The sequence below is a fragment of the Bradyrhizobium sp. genome, from assembly GCF_047605465.1.
Lineage (GTDB): Bacteria > Pseudomonadota > Alphaproteobacteria > Rhizobiales > Xanthobacteraceae > Bradyrhizobium.
Genome location: NZ_JASGFS010000042.1, coordinates 1 through 21,309, shown reverse-complemented (window position 1 = coordinate 21,309; position 21,309 = coordinate 1). Strand labels below are relative to the sequence as shown.

Below are 21,309 nucleotides of genomic sequence, written 5' to 3'. Positions count from 1 at the left end.
TGGATTCGACGCCGCGATGCTTCAGGCGTTGCGGCCCGTGACGATGCCGCGATAGAGCGCGGCATAATCGCCCGCGCGATTGCGCCAGGACACGTCGGTCGAAAGCCCGCTCAGCTGCAGCCGCCGCCACGTCAGCTTGTCGTGGTAGGTGACGTTGGCCTTGCGCAAGGTGCCCGCCAGCGCATCGGCCGTCACGGGTGCGAACTGGAAGCCGGTGGCGTCGTGGCCGGACGTGCCGGCCTCACCGATGTCGACGATGGTATCCGCAAGGCCGCCGACGCGGGACACGATCGGCACGGCGCCGTAGCGCAGCGCGCAAAGCTGAGTCAGGCCGCACGGCTCGAACCGCGACGGCACGACGAGCGCATCCGAGCCGGCCTGGATCAGATGCGCCAGGATCTCGTCATAGCCGATGACGACGCCGATCCGTCCGGGGTGCGCGCGTGCCGCGGCCTGGTAGCGATCCTGGAGATCGCGCTCGCCGCTGCCGAGCAGCGCGAGCTGCATGCCTTCGCCGAGGATGGTCGGAATGGCCTCGAGCAAGAGATCGAGACCCTTCTGCCAGGACAGGCGGCTGATGACGCCGAGCAGGGGCGTGTCCGCCGCGGAATCCAGGTTGAATTGCTGCTGAAGCACCGCCTTGTTCGCGGCCCGGAATGCGAGATCGCCGGCGCCGAAGCGATAGGCGATGTGCGGGTCGGTCTGCGGATTCCAGACCGAGATGTCGATGCCGTTGAGGATGCCGCTCAGCACGTCCGCGCGCTCGCGCAGCAGACCGCCGAGCCCCATGCCGCCTTCGTCGCTCTGAATCTCGCGCGCGTAGGTCGGCGACACCGTGGTGATACGATCGGAAAACTGCAGGCCCGCCTTGAGGAAGCTGATGCCGCCGAAATATTCCAGTCCGTTGACGTTGAACGCGCCCCAGGGCAGGCCGATCGTGCCGATCAGCTCGCGCGGGAACGTGCCTTGATAGGCCATGTTGTGAATGGTCATCACGGTGCCCGGCCGCGGCCGGTCGTCGTAGTGCAGGTAGGCCGGCGCGAGTCCCGCCTGCCAGTCGTGGGCGTGCACGATGTCGGGCACGAAGGCGGGGACCAGGCCGTGGCCGATATCGGCGGCCACGCGGGACAATGCGGCGAAGCGCACGCCGTTGTCCGGCCAGTCGACGCCATCGGCGGTGACGTAGGGGTTGCCCGGCCGTTCGTACAAATGCGGCACGTCGAGCACGAAGAGGTCGAGGCCGTCGCGCGATCCCGCGAGCAGGCGGCCCGGTCCGCCGAAATAATCCGGCCAGCGCCGGATTTCTTCCGCGCCCGCAAGGAGCCGCATCACGTCCGGATAGCCCGGCATCAGCGTGCGCATCTCGACGCCATGCGCCTTCAGCGCAATCGGCAGCGCGCCCGCGACATCTGCCAGGCCGCCGGTCTTCACGATGGGGTAGACTTCCGAGGCGACCGCGAGGACGCGAACAGGCGTCATGTATTGAGCCTGTCGATCATCGGCTGGGTGATGAGCGTGATGCCCTGCTCGGTGGTTCGGAAGTGCCGGGCGTCGAATTCGGGATCCTCGCCGACGACGAGGCCCTCGGGAATTTCAACGCCGCGGTCGATCACGACGTTCTTCAGCCGGGCGCCGCGACCGACCGAGACATAGGGCATGATCACGGCATTCTCGACATTGGCGTAGGAGTTGATGCGGACGCCGGTGAATAGCAGCGACCGACGCAGCGAGGCGCCCGAGATGATGCAGCCGCCGGACACCAGCGAACTCACGGCCTGGCCACGCCGGCTCTCTTCATCATGGACGAACTTGGCGGGCGGCGTGATCTCGACATAGGACCAGATCGGCCACGCACGGTCGAACAGATCGAGCTCCGGCACCACGTCGGTGAGATCGATGTTGGCGGCCCAATAGGCATCGACCGTGCCGACGTCGCGCCAGTAGGAGCGGGGATCGCTGCCGGAGCGGACGCAGGAGGTCGAGAACTGGTGTGCGATCGCGCGGCCGTTCTTGACGATGTAGGGGATGATGTCCTTGCCGAAATCGTGGTTCGAGTTCGGATCTTCCGCGTCGCGCTTGAGCTCGTCGTAGAGGAACTTGGCGTCGAACACGTAGATGCCCATGCTGGCGAGCGAGACGTCCGGCTTGCCCGGCATCGGCGGTGGATCGGCGGGCTTCTCCAGGAACGACTGGATCCAGCCGTTCTCGTCGATATGCATGATGCCGAAGCCCGAGGATTCCGCGCGCGGCATTTCGAGACAGCCGACCGTGACGTCGGCGCCGCTCTCGACATGCTGGCGCAGCATCACCTCGTAATCCATCTTGTAGATGTGGTCGCCCGCTAGCACCACGATGAAGCGGGCGTTGTGGGATTCGATGATGTCGATGTTCTGGTAGACCGCATCCGCCGTGCCGACATACCACATGTTCTCGGAGACGCGCTGACTGGCCGGCAGGATATCGAAGCTCTCGTTGCGCTCGGGACGGAAGAAGTTCCAGCCCATCTGCAGATGCCTGATCAGGCTGTGAGCCTTGTACTGGGTGGCAACCGCGATGCGGCGGATGCCGGAATTGACCGCGTTGGACAGCGCGAAATCGATGATGCGGGACTTGCCGCCGAAATAGACCGCAGGCTTGGCCCGCCGGTCGGTCAGCTCAAGGAGCCGGCTGCCGCGTCCGCCAGCCAGGACGAACGCCAACGCCTGACGGGCGAGCGGCTCACTACCGACGGCACTCATGTCATCCTCCCACACTCTGGCGCGCGCCCGAGCCTTCGCAAGGCGCCTCTCGGCCGCGCAGCATTGGAACCGATAGTAACGGTACGGATAGTAAATCGGGAAGGAGGTTGTTGGTTGCGACCGCGCGGGAAGCTTAATGCTTTGCCGGGGTCCGTGGCCTCGGCGCGGGCGCCGGCAGGGTCCCGGGTTTTGTCGCCCCGCTGTCACATGCGCACGGCGCGCGGGCATTGCACCGACCGCAATCGAGCCATGCGAGGTTCGCTTTGTGCGTCGCACGCAAAATCCGGGCTTTGACCCGGCACAGGGATGCCCGATCATGCGCCAGCGATCCTTTTCCAGGTGAAAACATCAGAGAGGAGGAAGACGATGAGCAAGTGGAAATTGGCAATGGCCTGCTTGCTGGCCGGCGCAGCGCTGGCCGGCCCATGGGAGCACGCCTCGGCGGCCCCGCTTCCCACCCATGTCGCGACCATGAAGGCCGCGGCGGGCGACGATGTCACCCCGGTGCAATGGCACGGCAGGGGCTGGGGCGGCGGCTTGGGATGGGGGATCGGCGGCCTCGCGGCCGGCGCGATCATCGGCGGCGCGATCGCCAGCAGCGCGCCCTACGGCTATTACGGCGGCGGACCTTACTACGGCGGCTATGGATATCCGGGGCCGGGCTATGGTTATGGCTATGCGCCGGCCTATTACAGCTACGGGCCCCGCTACGCCTATCCCGGATATTATCGGCCGTATCGCCGCTATTATGGCTACGGCTACGGCTACCGGCCGTACCGGGTCTATCACCGTCCCTATTACGGCGGATATTGGTGATCGCCTCGCCCCGCTAGAGCGAGAACCAGACGATCACGCTCATGCAGGCGAGATGCGCGAGCACGATCGCGGCGAGATGCAACGGGCCGGCTTTGAGGCGAAGCCTGCGCATCTCGCCGTCTCCGCTCAGTTCGATCCTGCGGCCGCCGCCGTGAAGCTGCGGTCGACGGCCTGGTTGACGTCGAGCTTCTTCGGCAGGATGCCGTAGCGCGTGGAACGGTCGGAGGCCTCCTGCACTTCTCTCACGACGTTCTCGTCGATGACGATCGGGCTGGTGCGCTGCGCTGTATAGGCTGACAGCAGCACGTCCTCGGGCAGCTTGGTGAGCTCGGCCGTGCTCCTGGCGTATTCGCCGAGATGGTCCAATGACCACAACCGCGCCTTGTTCAAGCGTTGCAGCAGGTCCTGCACCGCGGCGCGCTTGGTCGCGATGGCGCTGTCGGAGGCCACGATGAAGGTGATGGTCGGCGTCAGGCCTTCGCCGTCCGCGATCACGCGGGCCTTGTCCTTCAATGTCGCGAACGAGACGTAGGGCTCCCACACCGCCCAGGCGTCGATCGAGCCCGCCACCAGAGCGACCTTGGCGTCGACGGGACCGAGCGGCGCGAAGGTCGCGTCGGCGGAGTTGATCTGCGCCTTCTCCAGCGTCGCGTCGATCAGGAATTGTCCCCAGCCGGCGCGGGTGCCGGCGATGCGCTTGCCCTTGAGGTCGGCGGCCGACTTGATCGACGAATCCTGGCGCACCAGGATCGCCTGGGTCCTCGCGTCCGACTTCGTGCCGCCGATCGCCTTGATCGGCGCGCCGGCGGCGTAGACCGACAGGAAGGAGAGATCGCCGGTATAGCCGACGTCGAGAGCGCCGGCGTTGAGTGCTTCGAGGATCGGCGCAGCGGCGGGAAACTCGGCCCATTCGATCTTGTAGGGCAGGTCCTTAGCATAGCCGGAGATTTCGAGCAGCGAGCGGTTGCCGCCCTTCTGGTCGCCGACACGCAGCACGACCGTGTCGGCCGCGAACGAGGCGGCGGCCGTCGACAGGGTGATGGCCGCGGCAAGGAGCGATGCGGCGAGCCGGCGTGCGAGGGAGTGATCGCCGGGATGATCCGGGTGGGTGCTCATGTGTGTCTCGTCTCCAGCGTAAGCGCTCACGCCACGTGAGCGGAGGATGCAACGGGACAATGAAGTCTATGAGCGCGCGAGACGCAGTCAATGAAATGGCCAACCGAATTGCGCGCGTGCCGGGCAAGGACGTTTCACGCCGTGCGCTTCGATCAGCACACGACGTGCGCGCACCTCGAAATGCCGCTGAACAGTGCAGATGAGGCAGAGGCTTCGGCCAACCAGGCGGGACGAGCCCGGCCGCGACGAGCCGGAGGCTTGGGCGCCTTCAGTGCCGGAGCGGTCGTTCGGCAAACTCACGGCACGCCGCAAGTTGGACGATACCGTTGAAAAATCGTTGCATCGCTTGCGTGCGCCGTCGTGGAGAGAATGACCTTCGCGCGCGCAACATTCGAAATTCCATTTCATTGACGCTGCTGCGATCGCGCCACATGATTTGGAGATCAATGTAAGGAGGCGGCTGAAGCGCCTCTGAAATTTTTTTCTTTGAACGCAGCTCCGTTTGGAACGCGCGCATCGCGAGGTGCGTCCGTGCGAGGCGGAGCTATGGGAAATGCAGGAGCGGACGCAGATGGATCATCAGGACAAGCGCGGCAGATCGGGGCTCGACCGGCGACATCTGCTCCAGGCCGGACTTGCGGCGGCATTCGCCGCGCCGCTCGGCGCATGGGGCGCGCAGGCTTTCGCGCCGCGCGCGGTCGCCACCGGCGTCGACTTCTCGGAGTTTCCGTTGTGCCGGACGGCGTCCGATGGGCCCGCGCTCACCGGTGCACCGCGCAAGCTGAAACTGTCGTGGAACGCCGGCGCGGTCTGCCTGACGCCGCTGCCCGTCGCGATCGAGCACGGCTTCTTCCAGAAGCAGAATCTCGACGTCGAGCTGGTCAACTATTCCGGTTCGACCGACCAGCTGCTCGAGGCGATCGCGACCGGCAAGAGCGATGCCGGCCTCGGCATGGCGCTGCGCTGGCTGAAGCCGCTGGAGCAGGGCTTCGACGTCAAGATCGCCGCCGGCACCCATGGCGGCTGCATGCGCGTCTTGACCCGCACCGATTCCGGGGTGAGCAAGCTCGCCGATCTCAAGGGCAAGATCGTCGCGGTCGGCGATCTCGCCGGTCCCGACAAGAATTTCTTCTCGATCCAGCTCGCCAAGCTCGGCATCGATCCGAACAAGGAGGTCGATTGGCGCGCCTATCCGGGCAATTTGCTCAACGTCGCGGTGGAGAAGGGCGAGGTGCAGGCGTTCCTGTCGTCCGATCCGCTGGCCTATCTCTGGCTGAAGGACACCCAGTACAAGGAAGTCGCGTCCAATCTCGACGGCGAGTACCGCGACAAGAGCTGCTGCATCGTCGGCCTGCGCGGCAGCCTGGTGCGCGAGGAGCCGCACGTCGCGCGCGCGATCACGCAGGCGCTGCTCGACGCCGCGATGTTCACGTCGCAGAACCCGGCCGTGGCGGCCAAGTCGTTCCAGCCCTATGCGCCCAAGACGGCGACCATCGCCGATATCGAGGGCATGGTGCGCTACCACACCCATCACCATCATCCCGTCGGCGAAGTGCTGAAGCGCGAGTTGAAGGCCTATGCCGACGATCTGAAGAGCGTGCAGGTCTTCAAGCAGAGCACCGATACCGCCAAATTCGCGGAGCGCATCTATGTCGACGTATTCGCTGTCTGACGGTCTCGCCTCCGGTGCGCCGCGGGTCTCGCGCGCGCCGTGGCTCACAGGCTGGGTGAAGGATGCCGGCATCGGCGTCCTCGCCAGCGCCACCTGGATCGCCTTCGGGGCGGCCTGCCTGTGGTGGGAGGATGTCGGCGACTGGTCGCGGACTTACTCCCTCGGCATCGCCGCCTTCGTCATCGCCGCTTTCGTGCTTTTCGGAACCGTCGGTGCCGACTATCTCGGCTCGGCCGGCCGGGCCTTGCGCAAGCGCACGCCCTGGCTGGTCGCGATCGGCACGTTCCTGACCCTGTGGGAGGTCGCGACCGCGAAGTTCGCCTGGCTGCCGCTGCCGTTCTTCCCACCGCCGCAGGCGATCATCGAGGTCTACACCGACGACCTGCCCAAGCTGCTCGACAGCGTCTTCGCGTCGGTGAAGCTCCAGCTCGGCGGCTACATCATCGGCGCGGTGGTGGGCTTCCTGACCGGCGTCTCGATCGGCTGGTCGCGCGCGGTCGGCTATTGGGTGCATCCGGTGCTGCGCTTCATCGGTCCGCTGCCGGCGACGGCGTGGCTGCCGATCGCCTTCTTTACGTTCCCGTCGAGCTGGAGCGCCTCCACCTTCCTGATCGCGCTCGCAACCGGCTTCCCCGTCACCGTGCTCACATGGTCGGGCGTCGCCAGCGTCAGCAACGCCTACTACGACGTCGCGCGCACGCTGGGAGCAAAGCCGTCCTTCCTGGTGCTGAAGGTCGCGATCCCCGCGGCGCTCCCGCACGTCTTCGTCGGCCTGTTCATGGGGCTCGGCTCGTCCTTCGCCGTGCTGGTCGTCGCCGAGATGATCGGCGTCAAGGCCGGGCTCGGCTGGTACCTGCAATGGGCGCAGGGCTGGGCGGCCTACGCCAACATGTATGCGGCGCTGATCGTGATGTCGCTGCTCTGCTCCGGCGCGATCACGCTGCTGTTCTCGATACGCGATCGCCTGCTGGTCTGGCAGAAGGGAACCGTCAAATGGTAGCCGCAGCCGCACTCGCCGACATCGCGCCGCCTCTGGCCGCCGGCGCCGCTCTCGACATCGACCAGGTCAGCCACGCCTTCGACATCGACGGTGCCGAATTGCCGGTGCTCAGCGACGTCAGCATCGCGGTCGAGCCGGGCGAATTCGTCGCGCTGCTCGGCCCCTCCGGATGCGGCAAGTCGACATTGCTGCGGCTCGTCGCGGGTCTCGACAGGCCGAGGGCAGGTGTACTGCGCGAGGACGAGGCCCGCATCACGCGTCCGCATCCCTCACGGGTGGTCGTGTTCCAGGACCCGACCCTGTTTCCCTGGCGCACGGTCTGGGACAACGTCGCGCTCGGGCTGGAGGCGCAGGGCATCCTCAAGACGCAGCGCCAGCGCGTCGACGACGCGCTCGATCTGGTCGGGCTCGCGTCCTTCCGCAACGCCTATCCGCACCAGCTCTCCGGCGGCATGGCGCAGCGCGTCGCGCTGGCGCGGGCGCTGGTGAACGATCCCAAGATCCTCATCCTCGACGAGCCGCTCGGCAAGCTCGACTCGCTGACCCGCATCACCATGCAGGCCGAACTCGTCTCGCTCTGGCAGCGCAAGGGCTTCACCACGCTGCTGGTGACCCACGACGCCGAAGAGGCGCTGGTGCTCGCGAACCGCGTCATCGTGTTCAGCGATCGTCCGGCCAAGGTGAAGGCCGACATCCGGGTCGACCGGCCCTATCCGCGCCATCGCGGTGATCCCTATCTGGCGGATCTGCGCCGGCAGATCCTCGGCCTGCTGGGGCTCGACGCCACGTGGTGACGTCGGCAGCCCAGGGCCGGCCAGTTCACGGCGAGCCGGATCACGTCGCGCGCGCCGAGGCGCTGGCCGAACGGTTCGCCGCCCGCGCCGCCGAACACGACCGCAGCGGCAGCTTCCCGTTCGATAATTTCCGCGAGTTGTCCGAGGCGGGGCTGCTGTCGCTGACGGTGCCGGCGGCTCACGGCGGGGCGGGGGCGGGCGCACGCTACGCCGCGCGCGTGATCGGCATCATCGGCAAGGCCGATGCGTCGACGGCGCTGGTGCTTTCGATGCACTACATCAATCATCTGGTGATGGGGCGCAGCTCGTCCTGGCCCTCGAAACTGTCGCGCAAGCTCGCGCGCGAGACCGTCGAGGGGCTTTCGCTCATCAATGCGCTGCGCGTCGAGCCCGAGCTCGGTTCGCCGTCGCGCGGCGGCCTGCCGGCGACGATCGCGCGGCGCACCGAGACCGGCTGGCGCCTGAGCGGCCACAAGATCTACTCGACCGGCTCGCCGATCCTGAAATGGTACCTTGTCTGGGCACGGACGGACGAAGCAGAGCCGCGCGTCGGTCAATTCCTGGTCCCGGCCGGTCTGCCGGGCACGCGGATCGTCGAGACCTGGGATCATCACGGCCTGCGCGCCAGCGGCAGCCACGACGTGGTCTTCGACGACGTCGTGATTCCGCTCGATTCCGAGGTCGATGTACGCCGGCCCGCGGACTGGCGCGCGCCCGACGCCACGCATGCGACCGTCCACACCGTCTTCGTCGCCGCGATCTATGACGGCATCGCGCGCGCGGCGCGCGACTGGCTGATCACGTTCCTGAAGCAGCGCACGCCCGCCAGCCTCGGCGCGCCGCTCGCCACCTTGCCGCGCGCGCAGGAGGTTCTCGGTGCGATCGAGGCGCGCCTTGCGGTGAACGCGCGGCTGATCGCCTCGTTTGCCGACGACTTCGACGACGGCGTCGCGCTGTCCGCCGCCGAGTCCAACGTCATCAAGCTGACCGTGACCAACAACGCCGTCGCAGCGGTCGAGGACGCGCTGTCGCTCACCGGCAATCACGGCCTCAGCCGCGCCAATCCGCTGGAGCGGCACTATCGCGACGTCCTGTGCGGCCGCGTGCACACGCCGCAGGACGATGCCACCCGCATCGGCCTCGGGCGTGCCGCGCTCGGACTCTGAAAAAACAACAGGGAGACGACCATGTCGATCGAGTTCATCGGCTACATCAGCAACAACAACTCGTCCGAGACCATCGTCCGCGAGGGTCCGATCCTCGATCCCACCCATATCGAGACGGTGGCGAAGGCGCACGAAAACGCCGGTTTCGATCGCGCGCTGCTGGCGTTCCATTCGACCACGCCGGACAGCCTTCAGGTTGCCCAGCACGTCCTCAACGTCACCGACCGCCTGAACGTGCTGATCGCGCAGCGCCCGGGCTTCACCGCGCCGACGCTGCTGGCCCGGCAGTTCGCCGCACTCGACCAGTTCTCCCGCGGGCGCGTCGCACTCCACGTCATCACCGGCGGCAATGCCACCGAGCTTCGGCAGGACGGCAACACGCTCGACGACAAGGACGAGCGTTACGCCCGCACGTCCGAATTCCTCGACATCGTCCGCCTGGAATGGACCAGCGACAAGCCGTTCTCCTACAGGGGCAAGTACTATCAGGTCGAGAACGCCGTCTCGCTGGTGAAGCCCTATCGTCCCGAAGGCATCCGCATCTATTTCGGAGGCGCCTCGGACGCCGCGATCGACGTTGCCGGCAAGCATGCCGACACGTTCGCGCTGTGGGGCGAATCCTACGCGCAGGTGCGCGACGTGACCTCGCGCGTCCACAACGCCGCCATCAGGCAGAACCGCCCGACGCCACGCTTCAGCCTCTCGGTACGGCCGATCATCGCGCCGACCGAGAAGCAGGCCTGGGAGAAGGCCGAGGCGATCCTCGCGCGCGCGGCGGCGCTGCAGGACAAGACCGGCTATCGCAAGCCGGCCGACGGCCATGCCACGGCCGGCGCACGCCGTCTGCTCGCGCTTGCGGACCAGGGCACGCGCATCGACAAGCGTCTATGGACCGAGATCGCCAAGCTCACCGGCGCCAACAGCAACACCACTGCGCTGGTCGGCACGCCCGAGCAGGTCGCGGAGGTCTTCGGCGACTACTACGATCTCGGCATCACGCATTTCCTGATCCGCGGCTTCGATCCGCTGATCGATGCGATCGAATACGGCCGCGAGCTGATCCCGCTGACGCGCAAGCTGATCGCGGAACGGCAGGTCGCCCGCGGCGAGGCCGCGGAATGATCCGCATCGTGCTGGCCGGCGCGCTGCTGTTCGCGTCGCTGGCGCAGGCCGCGGCGCAGACGACGCTGCGTGTCGGCGACCAGAAGGGCAATTCGCAGGCCGTGATGGAGGCGGCCGGCGTGCTGAAGGACGTCCCGTACAAGATCGAGTGGAAGGAGTTCCCGGCCGCCGCGCCGCTGCTCGAAGCGCTCAGCGCCGGTGCGATCGAGACCGGCCTGGTCGGCGATGCGCCGTTCACCTTCGCGGCCGCGTCCGGTGCACCGGTCAGGGCGATCGCGGCCGTGCGGCAGACCGGGGAGGGGCTTGCCATTCTCGTCCCCGAGAATTCGCCGATCAAGACGTTCGATGACCTGCGCGGCAAGAAGATCGCGACCGGCCGTGGTTCGATCGGGCATCAACTGATCCTCGCCGCGCTCGAGAAGAAGGGCTGGGGCGCGTCCGATCTGCAGATCGCCTTCCTGGCGCCCTCGGATGCCAAGATCGCCTACACGCAGGGTTCGGTGGATGCGTGGTCGACCTGGGAGCCCTATGTCAGCCAGGAGGAGGTGCTGTTCAAATCGCGCCGCGTCCTCACGTCGGAGGGCTTGACGCCGGGCCTGAGCTTCCAGGTCGCGCGGCCGGACGCGATCCGTGACAAGCGCGCGGAGCTGACCGACTTCATCCGGCGCCTCGTCGCGGCGCGGGCGTGGTCGCTGACCAACGTCAACGGCTATGCCGAGACCTGGGGCAAGCTCATGAACATCCCGACCGCCGTGCCGCAGAACTGGCTGTCGCGGGCCAAGATACGGATCGCGCCGATCGATGACTCCGTGGTCTCGGATGAACAGAGCACGATCGATCTCTATTTCCGGTCGGGCCTGATCAAGCAGAAGCTGGACGCTGCCGCGATCGTCGATCGTTCCTTTGCGGATGCGATCGCGAAGGCCGGATTGTAAGTTTCATTTCGTCTCCCGCATGCGGCGCCGGTCCTCTTCCCGTGCGGGGGAGCGTGCCCCGCCGCGCGACGGTGAGGGTTCTGTCTTGGCGCGCGCAGGGTTCTTGCGAGCGCGTTTGCGGAATGCAGGCGATTCACCCGCGCTTCACGCGACCTTCTCCCACAGGGAGAGAAGGGGAGCAGCGCACGATGGGGTCGCCGCGGAATGTTTCTTCTGCGCTTTGAAGCCGTGACAACAAGCTCATTGCTATTTGCATCGCCTCCCTTGCGGTGCGATGCAGCTCGGCAAAAATCAAGCAGACGACCACATCGGGAGACCGGCCATGGGCCTGCAAGAAACAAGAATTGAATCGCTTCCCTTCGTCACTGCCGAACTCAACTATCTCGCGCCTGTCTCGGGCAAGCCGCGCACCTACGCGTTCGATCCGCCGCCGGGCGAGCCGAAGAGCACCTCGCTGCCGGAGCCGCACCAGGTGCCGATCTTCGATGCGCGCCTGATCGCCGAGAACATCTCGCTCGACCGCGAGGGCTTCGCGCTGGTGCGCCATCCGACCCAGGTGAAGGATTTCTACAACGATGCCGAGGTGAGGGCGGTCTACTATCCCGCGGTCGAGGCGTTCCTGCGTGCGACCCTGAAGGCGGACCGCGTCTTCATCTTCGACCATACCGTGCGCAGGCGCGTCGAAGGCGCTCCCGACATTCGCGATGGCGGCCCGCGCCAGCCCGCGACGCGCGTCCATGTCGATCAGACCGCCGTCTCCGGCGCCAACCGCGTGCGCGAGCATCTGCCTGACGAGGCCGAGGAACTGCTGAAGGGCCGCGTGCAGGTGATCAATCTCTGGCGGCCGATCCGCGGTCCCCTGCGCGATTCGCCGCTGGCGATGGCCGACGGCACGACCGTCGCGCCGGATGATCTCGTGGCCTCCGACCTCATCTATCCCAATCGGCGCGGCGAGACCTATTCGGTGAAGTACAATCCGAACCACCGCTGGTTCTATTTCCCCGAGATGACGCCGGAGGAGGCGCTGCTGCTCAAGTGCTACGACTCCGCCACCGACGGCCGCACCCGCTTCGGGCCGCATACCGCCTTCATCGACCCGACCACCCCTGCCGACGCCGCGCCGCGGGAAAGCATCGAGGTCCGCACGCTGGTCTTTCACAAACAGTAACAATCTTTGATGGCACCGCCGGACGGAGTCCGGCGGTGCCACGGGAACTCCGGGAACAAATCAGACGTTTCAGCGCCGGGCAGGGTTAACCGGGAGCGGTGCTGTGCGTGCGCAGTATGTATTGTTTTGCCTGGCCACCTTTTCACTTTCAGCAATTTCCGGGGCACACGCCGAAAGCGGACTGGCCTCGTATTACGGATACGGAAAAGCGAGCAAGAGCGGTGAACTCACCTGCGCGCACCGGACCCGTCCCTTCGGCAGCGTGCTGAGGGTGTCCTACAGCGGACGCACGATCCAGTGCCGCGTGAACGATCGCGGTCCCTTCATCCGCGGCCGCATCGTCGATCTGTCCATCCCCGCAGCCCGTGCGCTCGGCATGATGAGTGCAGGCGTCGTGCGCGTCTCGGTGGAGTAGGTGCCAGTTAGCATCGAGACCGGTGACGGTCTTGATCTTCGGGAGCCGTGCCGTTGCGTGGTGTGCCGGGCACGAAGCCATAGCCGGGTCCTTCATCCTTCGAGACGCGCGTCCGCGCGCCTCGGGTTGAGGGAGCGGGTGGCGTCGCCTGCACGATCAGGATCGAACCCGGCTCGAATTCGCTATATTGTCCCTCAAAAGCAAAGTGAGGGGCGCCATGGCGAGGATCAGGGTCGGGCTCGTGGGCTGCGGCTTCGTGTCGGAGCTGCACATGTATGCGTTCCGGCGGGTCTACGGCGTCGATGTCGAGGTCGCGGCGGTGGCCGCGCGCGGCGACCATGTCCTGGACTTCGCGCGCCGTCATACCATTCCCCGCAGCTATCGCAGCTTTGCCGAGCTGATCGCGGATGGCGAGCTCGACGTGATCGACATCTGTACGCCGCCCAATCTCCATGCCGAGATGATCGTCGCGGCCATGCGAGCCGGCAAACACGTCATCTGCGAAAAGCCCTTTGCCGGCTATTTCGGCCGCGAGAGCGATCCGAAGCCGATCGGCAGGCATGTGCCGAAGTCCCTGATGTACGAGCGCGTGATCGCGGAAATGGACGCGACCCGCGCCGCGATCGAGCGCACGGGAAAGCTCTTCATGTATGCCGAGGACTGGATCTACGCGCCCGCGGTGACCAAGACCGCGGAAATCATCAGAGCGACCAAGGACAAGATCCTGTTCATGAAGGGCGAGGAAAGCCATTCCGGCTCGCACGCGGCCCATGCCGCGCAATGGGGGATGACCGGTGGCGGCTCGCTGATCCGTATGGGATGCCACCCGCTCTCCGCCGTGCTCTACCTCAAGCAGGTCGAGGCGAAGGCGCGGGACGAAACCATCCGCGTCGCCAGCGTCACCTGCGATGTCGGCAACGTCACGGCCAGCCTCAAGCCGGAGGAGCGTGCCTTCATCAAGGCCAATCCCGTCGACGTCGAGGACTGGGGCACGCTGACGGCGACGTTTTCCGACGGCACCAAGGCCACCGTGTTCTCCGGCGACATGATCATGGGCGGGGTGCGCAACCTGATCGAGACCTACACGTCCGGCGGTTCGCTGTTCGCCAACATCACGCCGAATACGCATCTGATGAGCTACCAGACCAGCGAGGAGAAGCTCGCGAGCGTCTACATCACCGAAAAAGTCGATCGCAAGACCGGCTGGCAATATGTCTGCCTCGAGGAGGAGTGGACGCGCGGCTATCTGCAGGAGATCCAGGATTTCATGGAATGCGCGGCCACGGGACGGCAGCCGCTGTCGGACCTGGCGCTGGCCTATGAGACGATCAAGGTGAACTATGCCGGCTATTGGGCGGCGGAAGATGGGCGCCGCGTGGCGCTGTAGGGAGCTGGCGGCGCCGTAGTTCACCGCGCCCGGCTTGCGCGCCATGCGATCGCAGGGGATGAATTGAGAGAGCGCGACGACGCTCGGCCTGCATGGTTGGAACCACCCGCCCAGGGCGGACTCCTCGCCATGAGGATTTGATGTTTCGCCGCGAAAGGCCACCTCATCCCGAGGGCCCGCCGCAGGCGGGCGTCTCGAAGGATGGCGGCAGGCGAGCGCTCAGCCACATTCGCCTTGATACGTGATGGGCCTGCTTGCGGAGCGAGACAGCACAATCCCAGCCGTGGCCGCGACGCCGCTACGCTCCGTAGGTCGATCCTTTCGGCAGCGGGAACACCGGTTCCTGCGTCCGGATGTTGGTCGGCCACACCACGGAAATGTGCTCGCCGGCGTTCTGCATCACCACCGGCGTCGAGCGCTCGTTCTGGCCGGAGAGCGGCGTGCCCGGCGGAAAGAACTTTACGCCATAGCCCTGGATGGTGCCGCCGGCGGGGATGTCGACGTCGAGCGCGGCCTTGCGGATCGCTTCGGGTTCGAAGCTGCCGTATTTCTCCTTTGCGACGGGCAGCACGTTGTTGAGCAGCACCCATGTCTGGTTGAAGCCCATCGAGCAATGCGGCGGCACATCGGTGGCGCCGGTCTTGGCCTGGTAGCGCGTGACCATGGTCTTGATCAGGTCGCCCATTCCAGGCGCGAGCTTGGCGGGATCGAGCAGTTGCGCCGGGACCGGATCGATGTTGCAGAAATTGTCGATGTCGGAGCCGAAGGTAGCGCGCAGCTTGTCGAGCTGGCTGTAGCCGGCCCCTGCGCCGAACAGCATCTTGAAGCGCAGGCCGCTTTCGCGCGCCTGGCGCAGGAACAGCGTGATGTCGGGATTGTAGCCGGCGTGCGAGATCACGTCGGCCTTGGCGCGCTTGATCTTGGTCACGAGTACCGAAAGATCGGGCGCGGAAGCGGAATAGCCCTCGCGCAGCACGACCTGGATGCCGGCCTGCCTGGCATAGGCCTCGTCCGCTGCGGCGACGCCGGCGCCATAGGGCCCGTCCTCGTGGATCAGCGCGACCTTGACGTCCTTCGGGTCCATTCCGAGCTTGGCTTTCGCGTGTTCGGTGAGGAAGCCGGCGAATGCCTCGCCATACTGATCGGAGTGAATCTGCGCGCGGAAGACATATTGCAGGTTCTTGTCCTTGAATACGGCGGTCGAGACCGCGGTCGTGATCCAGAGGATCTTCTTCTGCTGCTCCGCCTTGGCCGCCATCGGCACCGCATGCGCGCTGGAAAAGACGCCGTCGATGATGTCGATCTTCTCCTGGTTGATCAGGCGCTCGACCTCGTTGATGGCGACATCCGCCTTGCTTTGGGAGTCCGCGGCAATGGGGACGATTCTGGTCTTGCCGCCGATGCCGCCCTTTTCGTTGACGAGGTCGATCGCGATCTGCGTGCCGATCGAGGATGCAACCGAGCCGCCCGCGGCAAACGGGCCGGTCAGGTCGAAGATCACGCCCATGCGCAGCGTTTCGGCTTGGGCTTGCGCCCGGGTCCAATCGAGGCTGAGTGCGGCGGCGGCAGCCGCCGAGGTCTTCAGCAGTGTCCTGCGTGAAGTCGGCATCCTATCCTCCCTCAAAACCGTCCGATGATTGGTCTTGTTGTTTTTGCGAAGTATTGGGAGGGGGAACCCGAAAGTCAACAATGGCCCGGCCGACACGCGGCGGGCCGCGGCACACAACGCATGTGCGAAAAGAGAAAGCCCATCGCTCCGCGGGGAGCGATGGGCTCGTTGCCGGCGTCGGTCGATTACTGCGACAGCTTCACGAAGTTCGGAAACTTCATCTTTCCTTCCGCGATCTTTTCCGGCCAGACCGTGATCTGCTTTCCGTCCTGCCACTGGAAGACGAGACCGGTGACGGTGCCGGGACCGGACTTGATGCCGTGGGTGAACTCGTCGTCCTTGCCGTAGAACTGGATCTGGCCGATCGTTCCCTCGAAATTGGTCTTCTCCATCTCGGCGACCATCTTGTCGGGATCGGTCGAGCCGGCGCGCTTGATCGCGTCGGTGATGATGTAGACTTCGTCATAGGCGGTATAGCCGGTGTAGGCCGGCGGCGTGCCGAACTTGGCCTTGAAGGCGGCCGCGAACGGTTTCGTCTTCGAGGTCACGGCGACGTCGGGCGTCGCCACCGCGAGCGAGGGCACGCCGTCGGCGGCGCCATTGGTATCTTTCCAGAACGTCGGGCTCAGCGCCTGCGCGCTGATGCCGAACATCGGGATCGGCACCTGCTGGTTCTTCCACTGCACCGTCGGCTGCACGCCGACATGCGAGATGCCGGTCACGATGACGTCCGGCTTCTTGCTCTCGATGTTGTTGAAGATCGGCGTGAAGTCGGTGGTGTCTGGCGAGAAGCGCACGTGCTCGACGACCTTGAGGCCGGCCTTGGGCAGGCAGGCCTCGTAGCCGACGTCGAGCGGCTTGGTCCAGGCGGCGTCCTCGCTCATGATCGCGGCCGTCTTGAACTTGAGCTTGTCGACGAGAAGGTCCTTGGCGGCATCGCAGACGATCTGGGCTTGCGCGGCCGAAGTCAGGTAGCCGTGGAAGGTGTACTTGTTCTTCTCGTAGTCGTTGTGAACGGCCTTGGTGATCTCGTTCGACGCGGCGCCTGGCGTGATCAAAGGCATCTTCAGCCGCGCGGCCCAGGGCTCGAGCGCCAGCACGACCTCGCTGATGTAGCTGGCGATCACCGCCGAGACCTTGTCCTCGCTCACCGCGCGCTGGAAGGCGCGCACGGAATCCGCCGACGAGCTCTTGTTGTCGTAGGTGACGATCTCGACCTTGCGGCCGAGAATGCCGCCCTTGGCGTTGATCTCGTCGGCCGCGATCTGCGCGCCGCCGGGCGTCGCGGCACCCGCGATCGACTGCACCTCGGCGATGACGCCGATCTTGATCGGATCGTTCGACTGCGCATAGGCGGGGGCGGCGAGGCACAGCGCCAGCGCCGAGGCGAGGAAGAGGCTGTTGTTCAGGCTTTTCGATGATCGCATGGTCGTTTCCCTTTCCTTGTTTTGTTTTTTGCTGAGCGAACTAGAGAAAATCGGCGCCGGCCTCCACGGCGAAACGGCCCGGGTCGCCTTCCCAGACGATCCGGGCATGTTCGAGCACATAAACGCGGTCGGCATGGGGCAGCGCAAAGGTCACGTTCTGCTCTCCGAGCAGCACCGTGATCGAAGTGGTCTGCCGCAGCTTCTCCAGCGCCTTGGACAGGAGCTCGAGGATGACGGGGGCGAGGCCCAGCGTCGGCTCGTCCAGGATCAGGATCTGCGGTTGCATCATCAGGGCGCGGCCGATCGCGAGCATCTGCTGCTCGCCGCCCGAGAGCGTCTGTGCCAGCTGGCCCTGGCGCTCCTTCAGGATCGGAAACAGCTCGAACAGCCACGCAAGCTGCGCGGCGCGCTTGTCGTCGGCCAGATGCTGGCCGCCGAGATCGAGATTTTCCCGCACCGTCATCTCGCCGAACAGCTCGCGCGATTCCGGGCATTGCACGAGGCCGCTGCGGGCGATCTTCGCGGGGCTCGTGCCGCGCAGGTTCTCGCCGCCGCGCACGATCTCGCCGGTATAGGGCAGGAATCCGGAGATGGTATTGAACAGCGTGGTCTTGCCGGCGCCGTTGAGGCCGACGACGGAGACGAACTCACCCTCGTGGACGTGGATCGAGACGTTCTCCAGCGCCTGCGCCTTGCCGTAATGGACGCTGACATTCTCGACCTGGAGCAGCGGCGTCTTGTCCTTGAAGCTGGTTTCCGGCCGCGCATGGGTCTCGATCGCGCCGCCGAGATAGACCCGGCGCACGGTCTCGTTCTTCATGACGTCGTCGGCCTTGCCAGTGACGATCTCCTCGCCGAGATACATCGCGAGCACGCGGTCGACGAGCGCAGCGACGCTCTTGACGTTGTGGTCGACCAGCATCACCGCGCGGCCCTCGTCGCGAAAGCTGCGGATCAGGTCGGAGAAGACGTCGACCTCGGCCCGCGTCAGGCCGGCGAAGGGTTCGTCCACCAGCACGACCTTGGGGTCGCGTGCGATCGCTTTCGCGAGCTCGAGCCGGCGCAGATCGGCGAACGGCAATGTCGGCGGGCGGCGGTTCATCACCGCGCCGAGCCCGACGCGGTCGGCGATCCATTTGGCGCGCTCGACCAGCGCCTTGTCGGGAAACAGCATGAACAGGCTGTCCGGAAGCAGCGCGACCATGATGTTTTCGAGCACCGTCTGCCGGTTCAGCGGCCGCGAATGCTGGAACACCATGCCGAAGCCTTTTCGCGCGATCTTGTGCGCGGGAAGGCCGGCGACGTTCTCGCCTTCGAAGATGACCTCGCCGGCGGACGGGCGTTCGATCCCCATCACGCTCTTCATCGCGGTCGACTTGCCCGAGCCGTTCGGCCCGATCAGGCCGAAGATCTCGCCGCCATTGACCTCGAAGCCGAGGTTCTTGACCGCGGTCAGTCCGCCGAAGCGCTTGGTGAGGCCGCGGACTTCGAGCACGGCCCGGTTTGAAACCCGTTGATCCATCACGAACGCGCCTCACGCGAGAGGGCCGCCCCGAGGAAGCCGCCGGGGAAGAACAGCACGACGAGGAGGGCGACCGCCGAGACGATGAAGGTCGCGAGTTCGCCGGTCGGCCGCAGGAATTCGCCGGCGACGATCAGGAAGATCGCCCCAAGGGCGGCGCCAAGCACGGTGCGGCGGCCGCCGAGCACGGCCGCGACGATCACGTTCACGCCGACCGCGACGTCGACGACGGTGCCGACCGAAGCCGTGCCGAAGTAGAATACGAGGAGCGCGCCGGACAGGCCCGAGAAGAACGCGCTGACGACGAAGGCGGCGAGCTTGTGCTTGACGATGTTGAAGCCGAGCGCACCCGCCTGCACCGGGTCCTGCCCGCTGGCCTGCAGCACCAGCCCGATCGGCGATTGCGACAGGCCGTAGAGGATGGCCGCCGACACCGTCATGAAGCCGAGCGCGATCCAGTAATTGGTGCCGGCATTGATGGTGATGACGTCGGGGATCGTCAGGCCGATCTCGCCGCCGGTGAGGTCGGCGAACACGACGATGAAGTTCTGCAGCATCAGGACCGCGACCAGCGTGGTCAGGCCGAAATACGGGCCGCGCACGCGAAGCGCGGGCAGCGCGAGCACGAGCCCGGCGACGACCGAGGCGAGCGCGCCGAGCAGGATGCAAAGATAGACCGACCATCCGAACTGGGCGTTCAGGATGCCGGCGGTGTAGGCGCCGACGCCGATCAGGAAGGTCGGGCCGAAATTGACCTCGCCGGCGAAGCCGAACAACAGGTCCCAGGCCATCGCGAACACGCCGAAATAGAAGGCGACCGTGAGCAGGCCCAGCACATAGCCGGAGACGTAGAGCGGCAGCGTCGCCGCGATGACGACGAGCGCGATCGAGATGAAGAACAGGCGCGACGTGAAGAAGGTGGACATCTCAGCGCCTCCCGAGAAGGCCCTGGGGCCGGATGTACATCACGAACACGAGGAGCAGCAGCGCCGGGATGGTGCGGTAGGCCGGCGAGACCAGATATGCCGTCAGGGTCTCGAGATAGCCGACCACGAAAGCCGCGATCAGCGAGCCGGAGACGCTGCCGAGGCCGCCGAGCACGACGATGGAGAACGCGCTCGCCGTCAGCGGCCCCACGCTGTAGGAGCTGACGCCGAGAAACATTCCGAGCAGGACGCCGGCGATGCCGGCGAGGATGCCGTAGATCGCCCACACCACGATGTAGATGCTGGTGAGCTCGAGGCCGAGCAGTGTGACGCCGCGCGGATTCATCGAAGCCGCCAGCACCGCCTTGCCGGTGCGGGTGCGGTTCACCAGCAGCCACAGCAGCGCGATGACGAGGCAGCACACGATCGCGGTGAAGATCTCGTTCGAGGGGGTGCGGACGCCGAGGACGTCGACGACGCCTTCGACGATCGGCAGCACGGTCTTGGCGTTGTTGGTGAAGAAATAGGCGATCAGCTCCTGGATCATGATGCCCCACAACAGCGTGCCGGTGAGGACGAAGATCTCCTTCTCCTCATTCGGAATGCGGCGGGAATCCTGGATCGGCTTCACCACGGCGAAATAGGTGGCGAAGGCGGCGACGAGGGCGACCGCGACCCCGATCAGCGCGCCGGCATAGGTGCCGACGCCGAGGATGCTGGCGGCGGCCCAGGCGGCCACCGCTGCCGCCACCATGATGGCACCGTGGGAGAGATTGAGCACGCCGGAGACGCCGAAGATCAGCGTGAAGCCGGTGGCGCCGAGAGCGTAGAGGGCGCTGATGGCGAAGCCATCGATCAGGATCTGGAAAGCTCGCATCTATGATTGGCCGGATGGCAGCCGGGCTGCCGCTTTGAGGGAACGTGCTGCGGCAGGCCGCATGCGGAAGCTCCCGGGAGATCGTCCCGGGAGCATGTCCTGCTAGTTGCTGAGCTTGATGAAGCTCGGGAACTTGACGTCGACCTTGGCGACGTCCTTGGGCCAGACCGCCATCTGCTTGCCGTCCTGCCATTGCAGCATCAGCCCGGTGATCAGACCCTTGCCGTATTTGATCGAGTGGGTGAACGGATCGTCCTTGCCGTAGAACTGGACGCGGCCGATGGTGCCTTCCCAATCGGTCTTCTCGAGCGCATCGACCAGCTTGTCGGCGTCGGTCGAGCCGGCGCGCTTCACGGCGTCGGCGATGTAGTAGACTTCGTCATAGGCGGTGTAGCCGGCATAGGACGGGTAGTTGCCGAACTTTTTCTTGAAGTTCTCCGCGAAGGGCACTGATTTCGGTGTTACCGCGACGCCGGGACCGGAGACGCCCTGGTAGAGCACGCCTTCGGCGGCCTGGTTGGTATCCTTGCCGAAGGTCTCGTTGGTCGCCTGCGAGGAGATGCCGAACATCGGGATCGGCACCTGCTGGTTCTTCCACTGCACCGTCGGCTGCACGCCG

Annotated in this window: 19 protein-coding genes; 10 read left to right on the top strand and 9 right to left on the bottom strand. The window is 65.8% G+C overall.

Annotated features, from left to right (window positions below; genetic code table 11):
* Positions 1–21: 21 nt before the first annotated feature.
* Both glgA and glgC read right to left on the bottom strand, forming a co-directional pair.
* Positions 22–1,479 carry a glycogen synthase GlgA gene (gene glgA / locus QM712_RS25190; RefSeq protein WP_415025854.1) on the bottom strand — a complete coding sequence of 486 codons (1,458 nt, stop codon included), beginning with the start codon at positions 1,477–1,479 and terminating at the stop codon, positions 22–24.
* A complete protein-coding gene (glgC, locus tag QM712_RS25185) occupies positions 1,476–2,738 on the bottom strand; it encodes a glucose-1-phosphate adenylyltransferase (protein ID WP_415025853.1) in 1,263 nt (420 codons plus the stop codon). Before glgC ends, glgA begins: the two co-directional genes overlap by 4 nt.
* Before the next feature lie 366 nt (positions 2,739–3,104).
* Between glgC and QM712_RS25180 the strand changes: the two genes are divergently transcribed.
* A complete protein-coding gene (locus tag QM712_RS25180) occupies positions 3,105–3,554 on the top strand; it encodes a hypothetical protein (RefSeq protein ID WP_415025852.1) in 450 nt (149 codons plus the stop codon).
* A gap of 126 nt (positions 3,555–3,680) precedes the next feature.
* On the opposite strand, the gene QM712_RS25175 is transcribed toward QM712_RS25180, so the two are convergent.
* Positions 3,681–4,670, bottom strand: a complete 990-nt coding sequence (locus QM712_RS25175) for an ABC transporter substrate-binding protein (protein WP_415025851.1) — start codon at positions 4,668–4,670, stop codon at positions 3,681–3,683.
* Positions 4,671–5,241: 571 nt separating this feature from the next.
* Between QM712_RS25175 and QM712_RS25170 the strand changes: the two genes are divergently transcribed.
* From QM712_RS25170 to QM712_RS25130, 9 genes are all read left to right on the top strand, one after another.
* Positions 5,242–6,342 carry an ABC transporter substrate-binding protein gene (locus QM712_RS25170; protein WP_415025850.1) on the top strand — a complete coding sequence of 367 codons (1,101 nt, stop codon included), beginning with the start codon at positions 5,242–5,244 and terminating at the stop codon, positions 6,340–6,342.
* Positions 6,320–7,342 (top strand): ABC transporter permease, encoded by a 1,023-nt coding sequence (locus QM712_RS25165; protein ID WP_415025849.1) that lies wholly within the window; start codon positions 6,320–6,322, stop codon positions 7,340–7,342. The genes QM712_RS25170 and QM712_RS25165 overlap by 23 nt, the downstream gene beginning before the upstream one ends.
* Entirely contained in the window at positions 7,336–8,136 is an 801-nt protein-coding gene (locus tag QM712_RS25160) for an ABC transporter ATP-binding protein (RefSeq protein ID WP_415025848.1), read from the top strand. The genes QM712_RS25165 and QM712_RS25160 overlap by 7 nt, the downstream gene beginning before the upstream one ends.
* The gene (locus QM712_RS25155; protein WP_415025847.1) at positions 8,130–9,302 is read left to right on the top strand and encodes an acyl-CoA dehydrogenase family protein; all 1,173 of its coding nucleotides are present in this window, start codon (positions 8,130–8,132) and stop codon (positions 9,300–9,302) included. Before QM712_RS25160 ends, QM712_RS25155 begins: the two co-directional genes overlap by 7 nt.
* Before the next feature lie 21 nt (positions 9,303–9,323).
* Positions 9,324–10,424 carry an LLM class flavin-dependent oxidoreductase gene (locus tag QM712_RS25150; protein WP_415025846.1) on the top strand — a complete coding sequence of 367 codons (1,101 nt, stop codon included), beginning with the start codon at positions 9,324–9,326 and terminating at the stop codon, positions 10,422–10,424.
* A complete protein-coding gene (locus QM712_RS25145; protein ID WP_415025845.1) occupies positions 10,421–11,359 on the top strand; it encodes an ABC transporter substrate-binding protein in 939 nt (312 codons plus the stop codon). The genes QM712_RS25150 and QM712_RS25145 overlap by 4 nt, the downstream gene beginning before the upstream one ends.
* A gap of 322 nt (positions 11,360–11,681) precedes the next feature.
* Positions 11,682–12,527 (top strand): CmcJ/NvfI family oxidoreductase, encoded by an 846-nt coding sequence (locus QM712_RS25140; RefSeq protein ID WP_415025844.1) that lies wholly within the window; start codon positions 11,682–11,684, stop codon positions 12,525–12,527.
* Positions 12,528–12,630: 103 nt separating this feature from the next.
* A complete protein-coding gene (locus tag QM712_RS25135) occupies positions 12,631–12,942 on the top strand; it encodes a septal ring lytic transglycosylase RlpA family protein (protein ID WP_415025843.1) in 312 nt (103 codons plus the stop codon).
* A 217-nt stretch (positions 12,943–13,159) separates the two neighbouring features.
* Positions 13,160–14,329, top strand: a complete 1,170-nt coding sequence (locus QM712_RS25130) for a Gfo/Idh/MocA family protein (RefSeq protein ID WP_415025842.1) — start codon at positions 13,160–13,162, stop codon at positions 14,327–14,329.
* Positions 14,330–14,627: 298 nt separating this feature from the next.
* On the opposite strand, the gene QM712_RS25125 is transcribed toward QM712_RS25130, so the two are convergent.
* The 6 genes from QM712_RS25125 to QM712_RS25100 all read right to left on the bottom strand — a co-directional run.
* Complete coding sequence (locus QM712_RS25125) at positions 14,628–15,938, bottom strand: ABC transporter substrate-binding protein (protein ID WP_415025841.1); 1,311 nt, start codon at positions 15,936–15,938, stop codon at positions 14,628–14,630.
* A gap of 185 nt (positions 15,939–16,123) precedes the next feature.
* Positions 16,124–17,365, bottom strand: coding sequence for an ABC transporter substrate-binding protein (locus tag QM712_RS25120; RefSeq protein ID WP_415025840.1), 1,242 nt, complete (start codon positions 17,363–17,365; stop codon positions 16,124–16,126).
* Positions 17,366–17,405: 40 nt separating this feature from the next.
* A complete protein-coding gene (locus QM712_RS25115; protein ID WP_415025839.1) occupies positions 17,406–18,887 on the bottom strand; it encodes an ATP-binding cassette domain-containing protein in 1,482 nt (493 codons plus the stop codon).
* On the bottom strand, positions 18,887–19,813 hold the full coding sequence (locus QM712_RS25110; RefSeq protein WP_415025838.1) for a branched-chain amino acid ABC transporter permease: 927 nt from the start codon (positions 19,811–19,813) through the stop codon (positions 18,887–18,889). Before QM712_RS25110 ends, QM712_RS25115 begins: the two co-directional genes overlap by 1 nt.
* A gap of 1 nt (position 19,814) precedes the next feature.
* A complete protein-coding gene (locus QM712_RS25105) occupies positions 19,815–20,690 on the bottom strand; it encodes a branched-chain amino acid ABC transporter permease (RefSeq protein WP_415025837.1) in 876 nt (291 codons plus the stop codon).
* Positions 20,691–20,792: 102 nt separating this feature from the next.
* The coding region (locus QM712_RS25100) for an ABC transporter substrate-binding protein (RefSeq protein ID WP_415025836.1) at positions 20,793–21,309 on the bottom strand (517 nt) is incomplete at its 5' end.

Bases quoted from the DNA above. Each gene is read 5' to 3' on its own strand.
- glgA (WP_415025854.1), bottom strand. From the start codon at position 1,479: ATGACGCCTGTTCGCGTCCTCGCGGTCGCCTCGGAAGTCTACCCCATC.
- glgC (WP_415025853.1), bottom strand. From the start codon at position 2,738: ATGAGTGCCGTCGGTAGTGAGCCGCTCGCCCGTCAGGCGTTGGCGTTC.
- QM712_RS25180 (WP_415025852.1), top strand. From the start codon at position 3,105: ATGAGCAAGTGGAAATTGGCAATGGCCTGCTTGCTGGCCGGCGCAGCG.
- QM712_RS25175 (WP_415025851.1), bottom strand. From the start codon at position 4,670: ATGAGCACCCACCCGGATCATCCCGGCGATCACTCCCTCGCACGCCGG.
- QM712_RS25170 (WP_415025850.1), top strand. From the start codon at position 5,242: ATGGATCATCAGGACAAGCGCGGCAGATCGGGGCTCGACCGGCGACAT.
- QM712_RS25165 (WP_415025849.1), top strand. From the start codon at position 6,320: ATGTCGACGTATTCGCTGTCTGACGGTCTCGCCTCCGGTGCGCCGCGG.
- QM712_RS25160 (WP_415025848.1), top strand. From the start codon at position 7,336: ATGGTAGCCGCAGCCGCACTCGCCGACATCGCGCCGCCTCTGGCCGCC.
- QM712_RS25150 (WP_415025846.1), top strand. From the start codon at position 9,324: ATGTCGATCGAGTTCATCGGCTACATCAGCAACAACAACTCGTCCGAG.
- QM712_RS25145 (WP_415025845.1), top strand. From the start codon at position 10,421: ATGATCCGCATCGTGCTGGCCGGCGCGCTGCTGTTCGCGTCGCTGGCG.
- QM712_RS25140 (WP_415025844.1), top strand. From the start codon at position 11,682: ATGGGCCTGCAAGAAACAAGAATTGAATCGCTTCCCTTCGTCACTGCC.
- QM712_RS25130 (WP_415025842.1), top strand. From the start codon at position 13,160: ATGGCGAGGATCAGGGTCGGGCTCGTGGGCTGCGGCTTCGTGTCGGAG.
- QM712_RS25125 (WP_415025841.1), bottom strand. From the start codon at position 15,938: ATGCCGACTTCACGCAGGACACTGCTGAAGACCTCGGCGGCTGCCGCC.
- QM712_RS25120 (WP_415025840.1), bottom strand. From the start codon at position 17,365: ATGCGATCATCGAAAAGCCTGAACAACAGCCTCTTCCTCGCCTCGGCG.
- QM712_RS25115 (WP_415025839.1), bottom strand. From the start codon at position 18,887: ATGGATCAACGGGTTTCAAACCGGGCCGTGCTCGAAGTCCGCGGCCTC.
- QM712_RS25110 (WP_415025838.1), bottom strand. From the start codon at position 19,813: ATGTCCACCTTCTTCACGTCGCGCCTGTTCTTCATCTCGATCGCGCTC.
- QM712_RS25105 (WP_415025837.1), bottom strand. From the start codon at position 20,690: ATGCGAGCTTTCCAGATCCTGATCGATGGCTTCGCCATCAGCGCCCTC.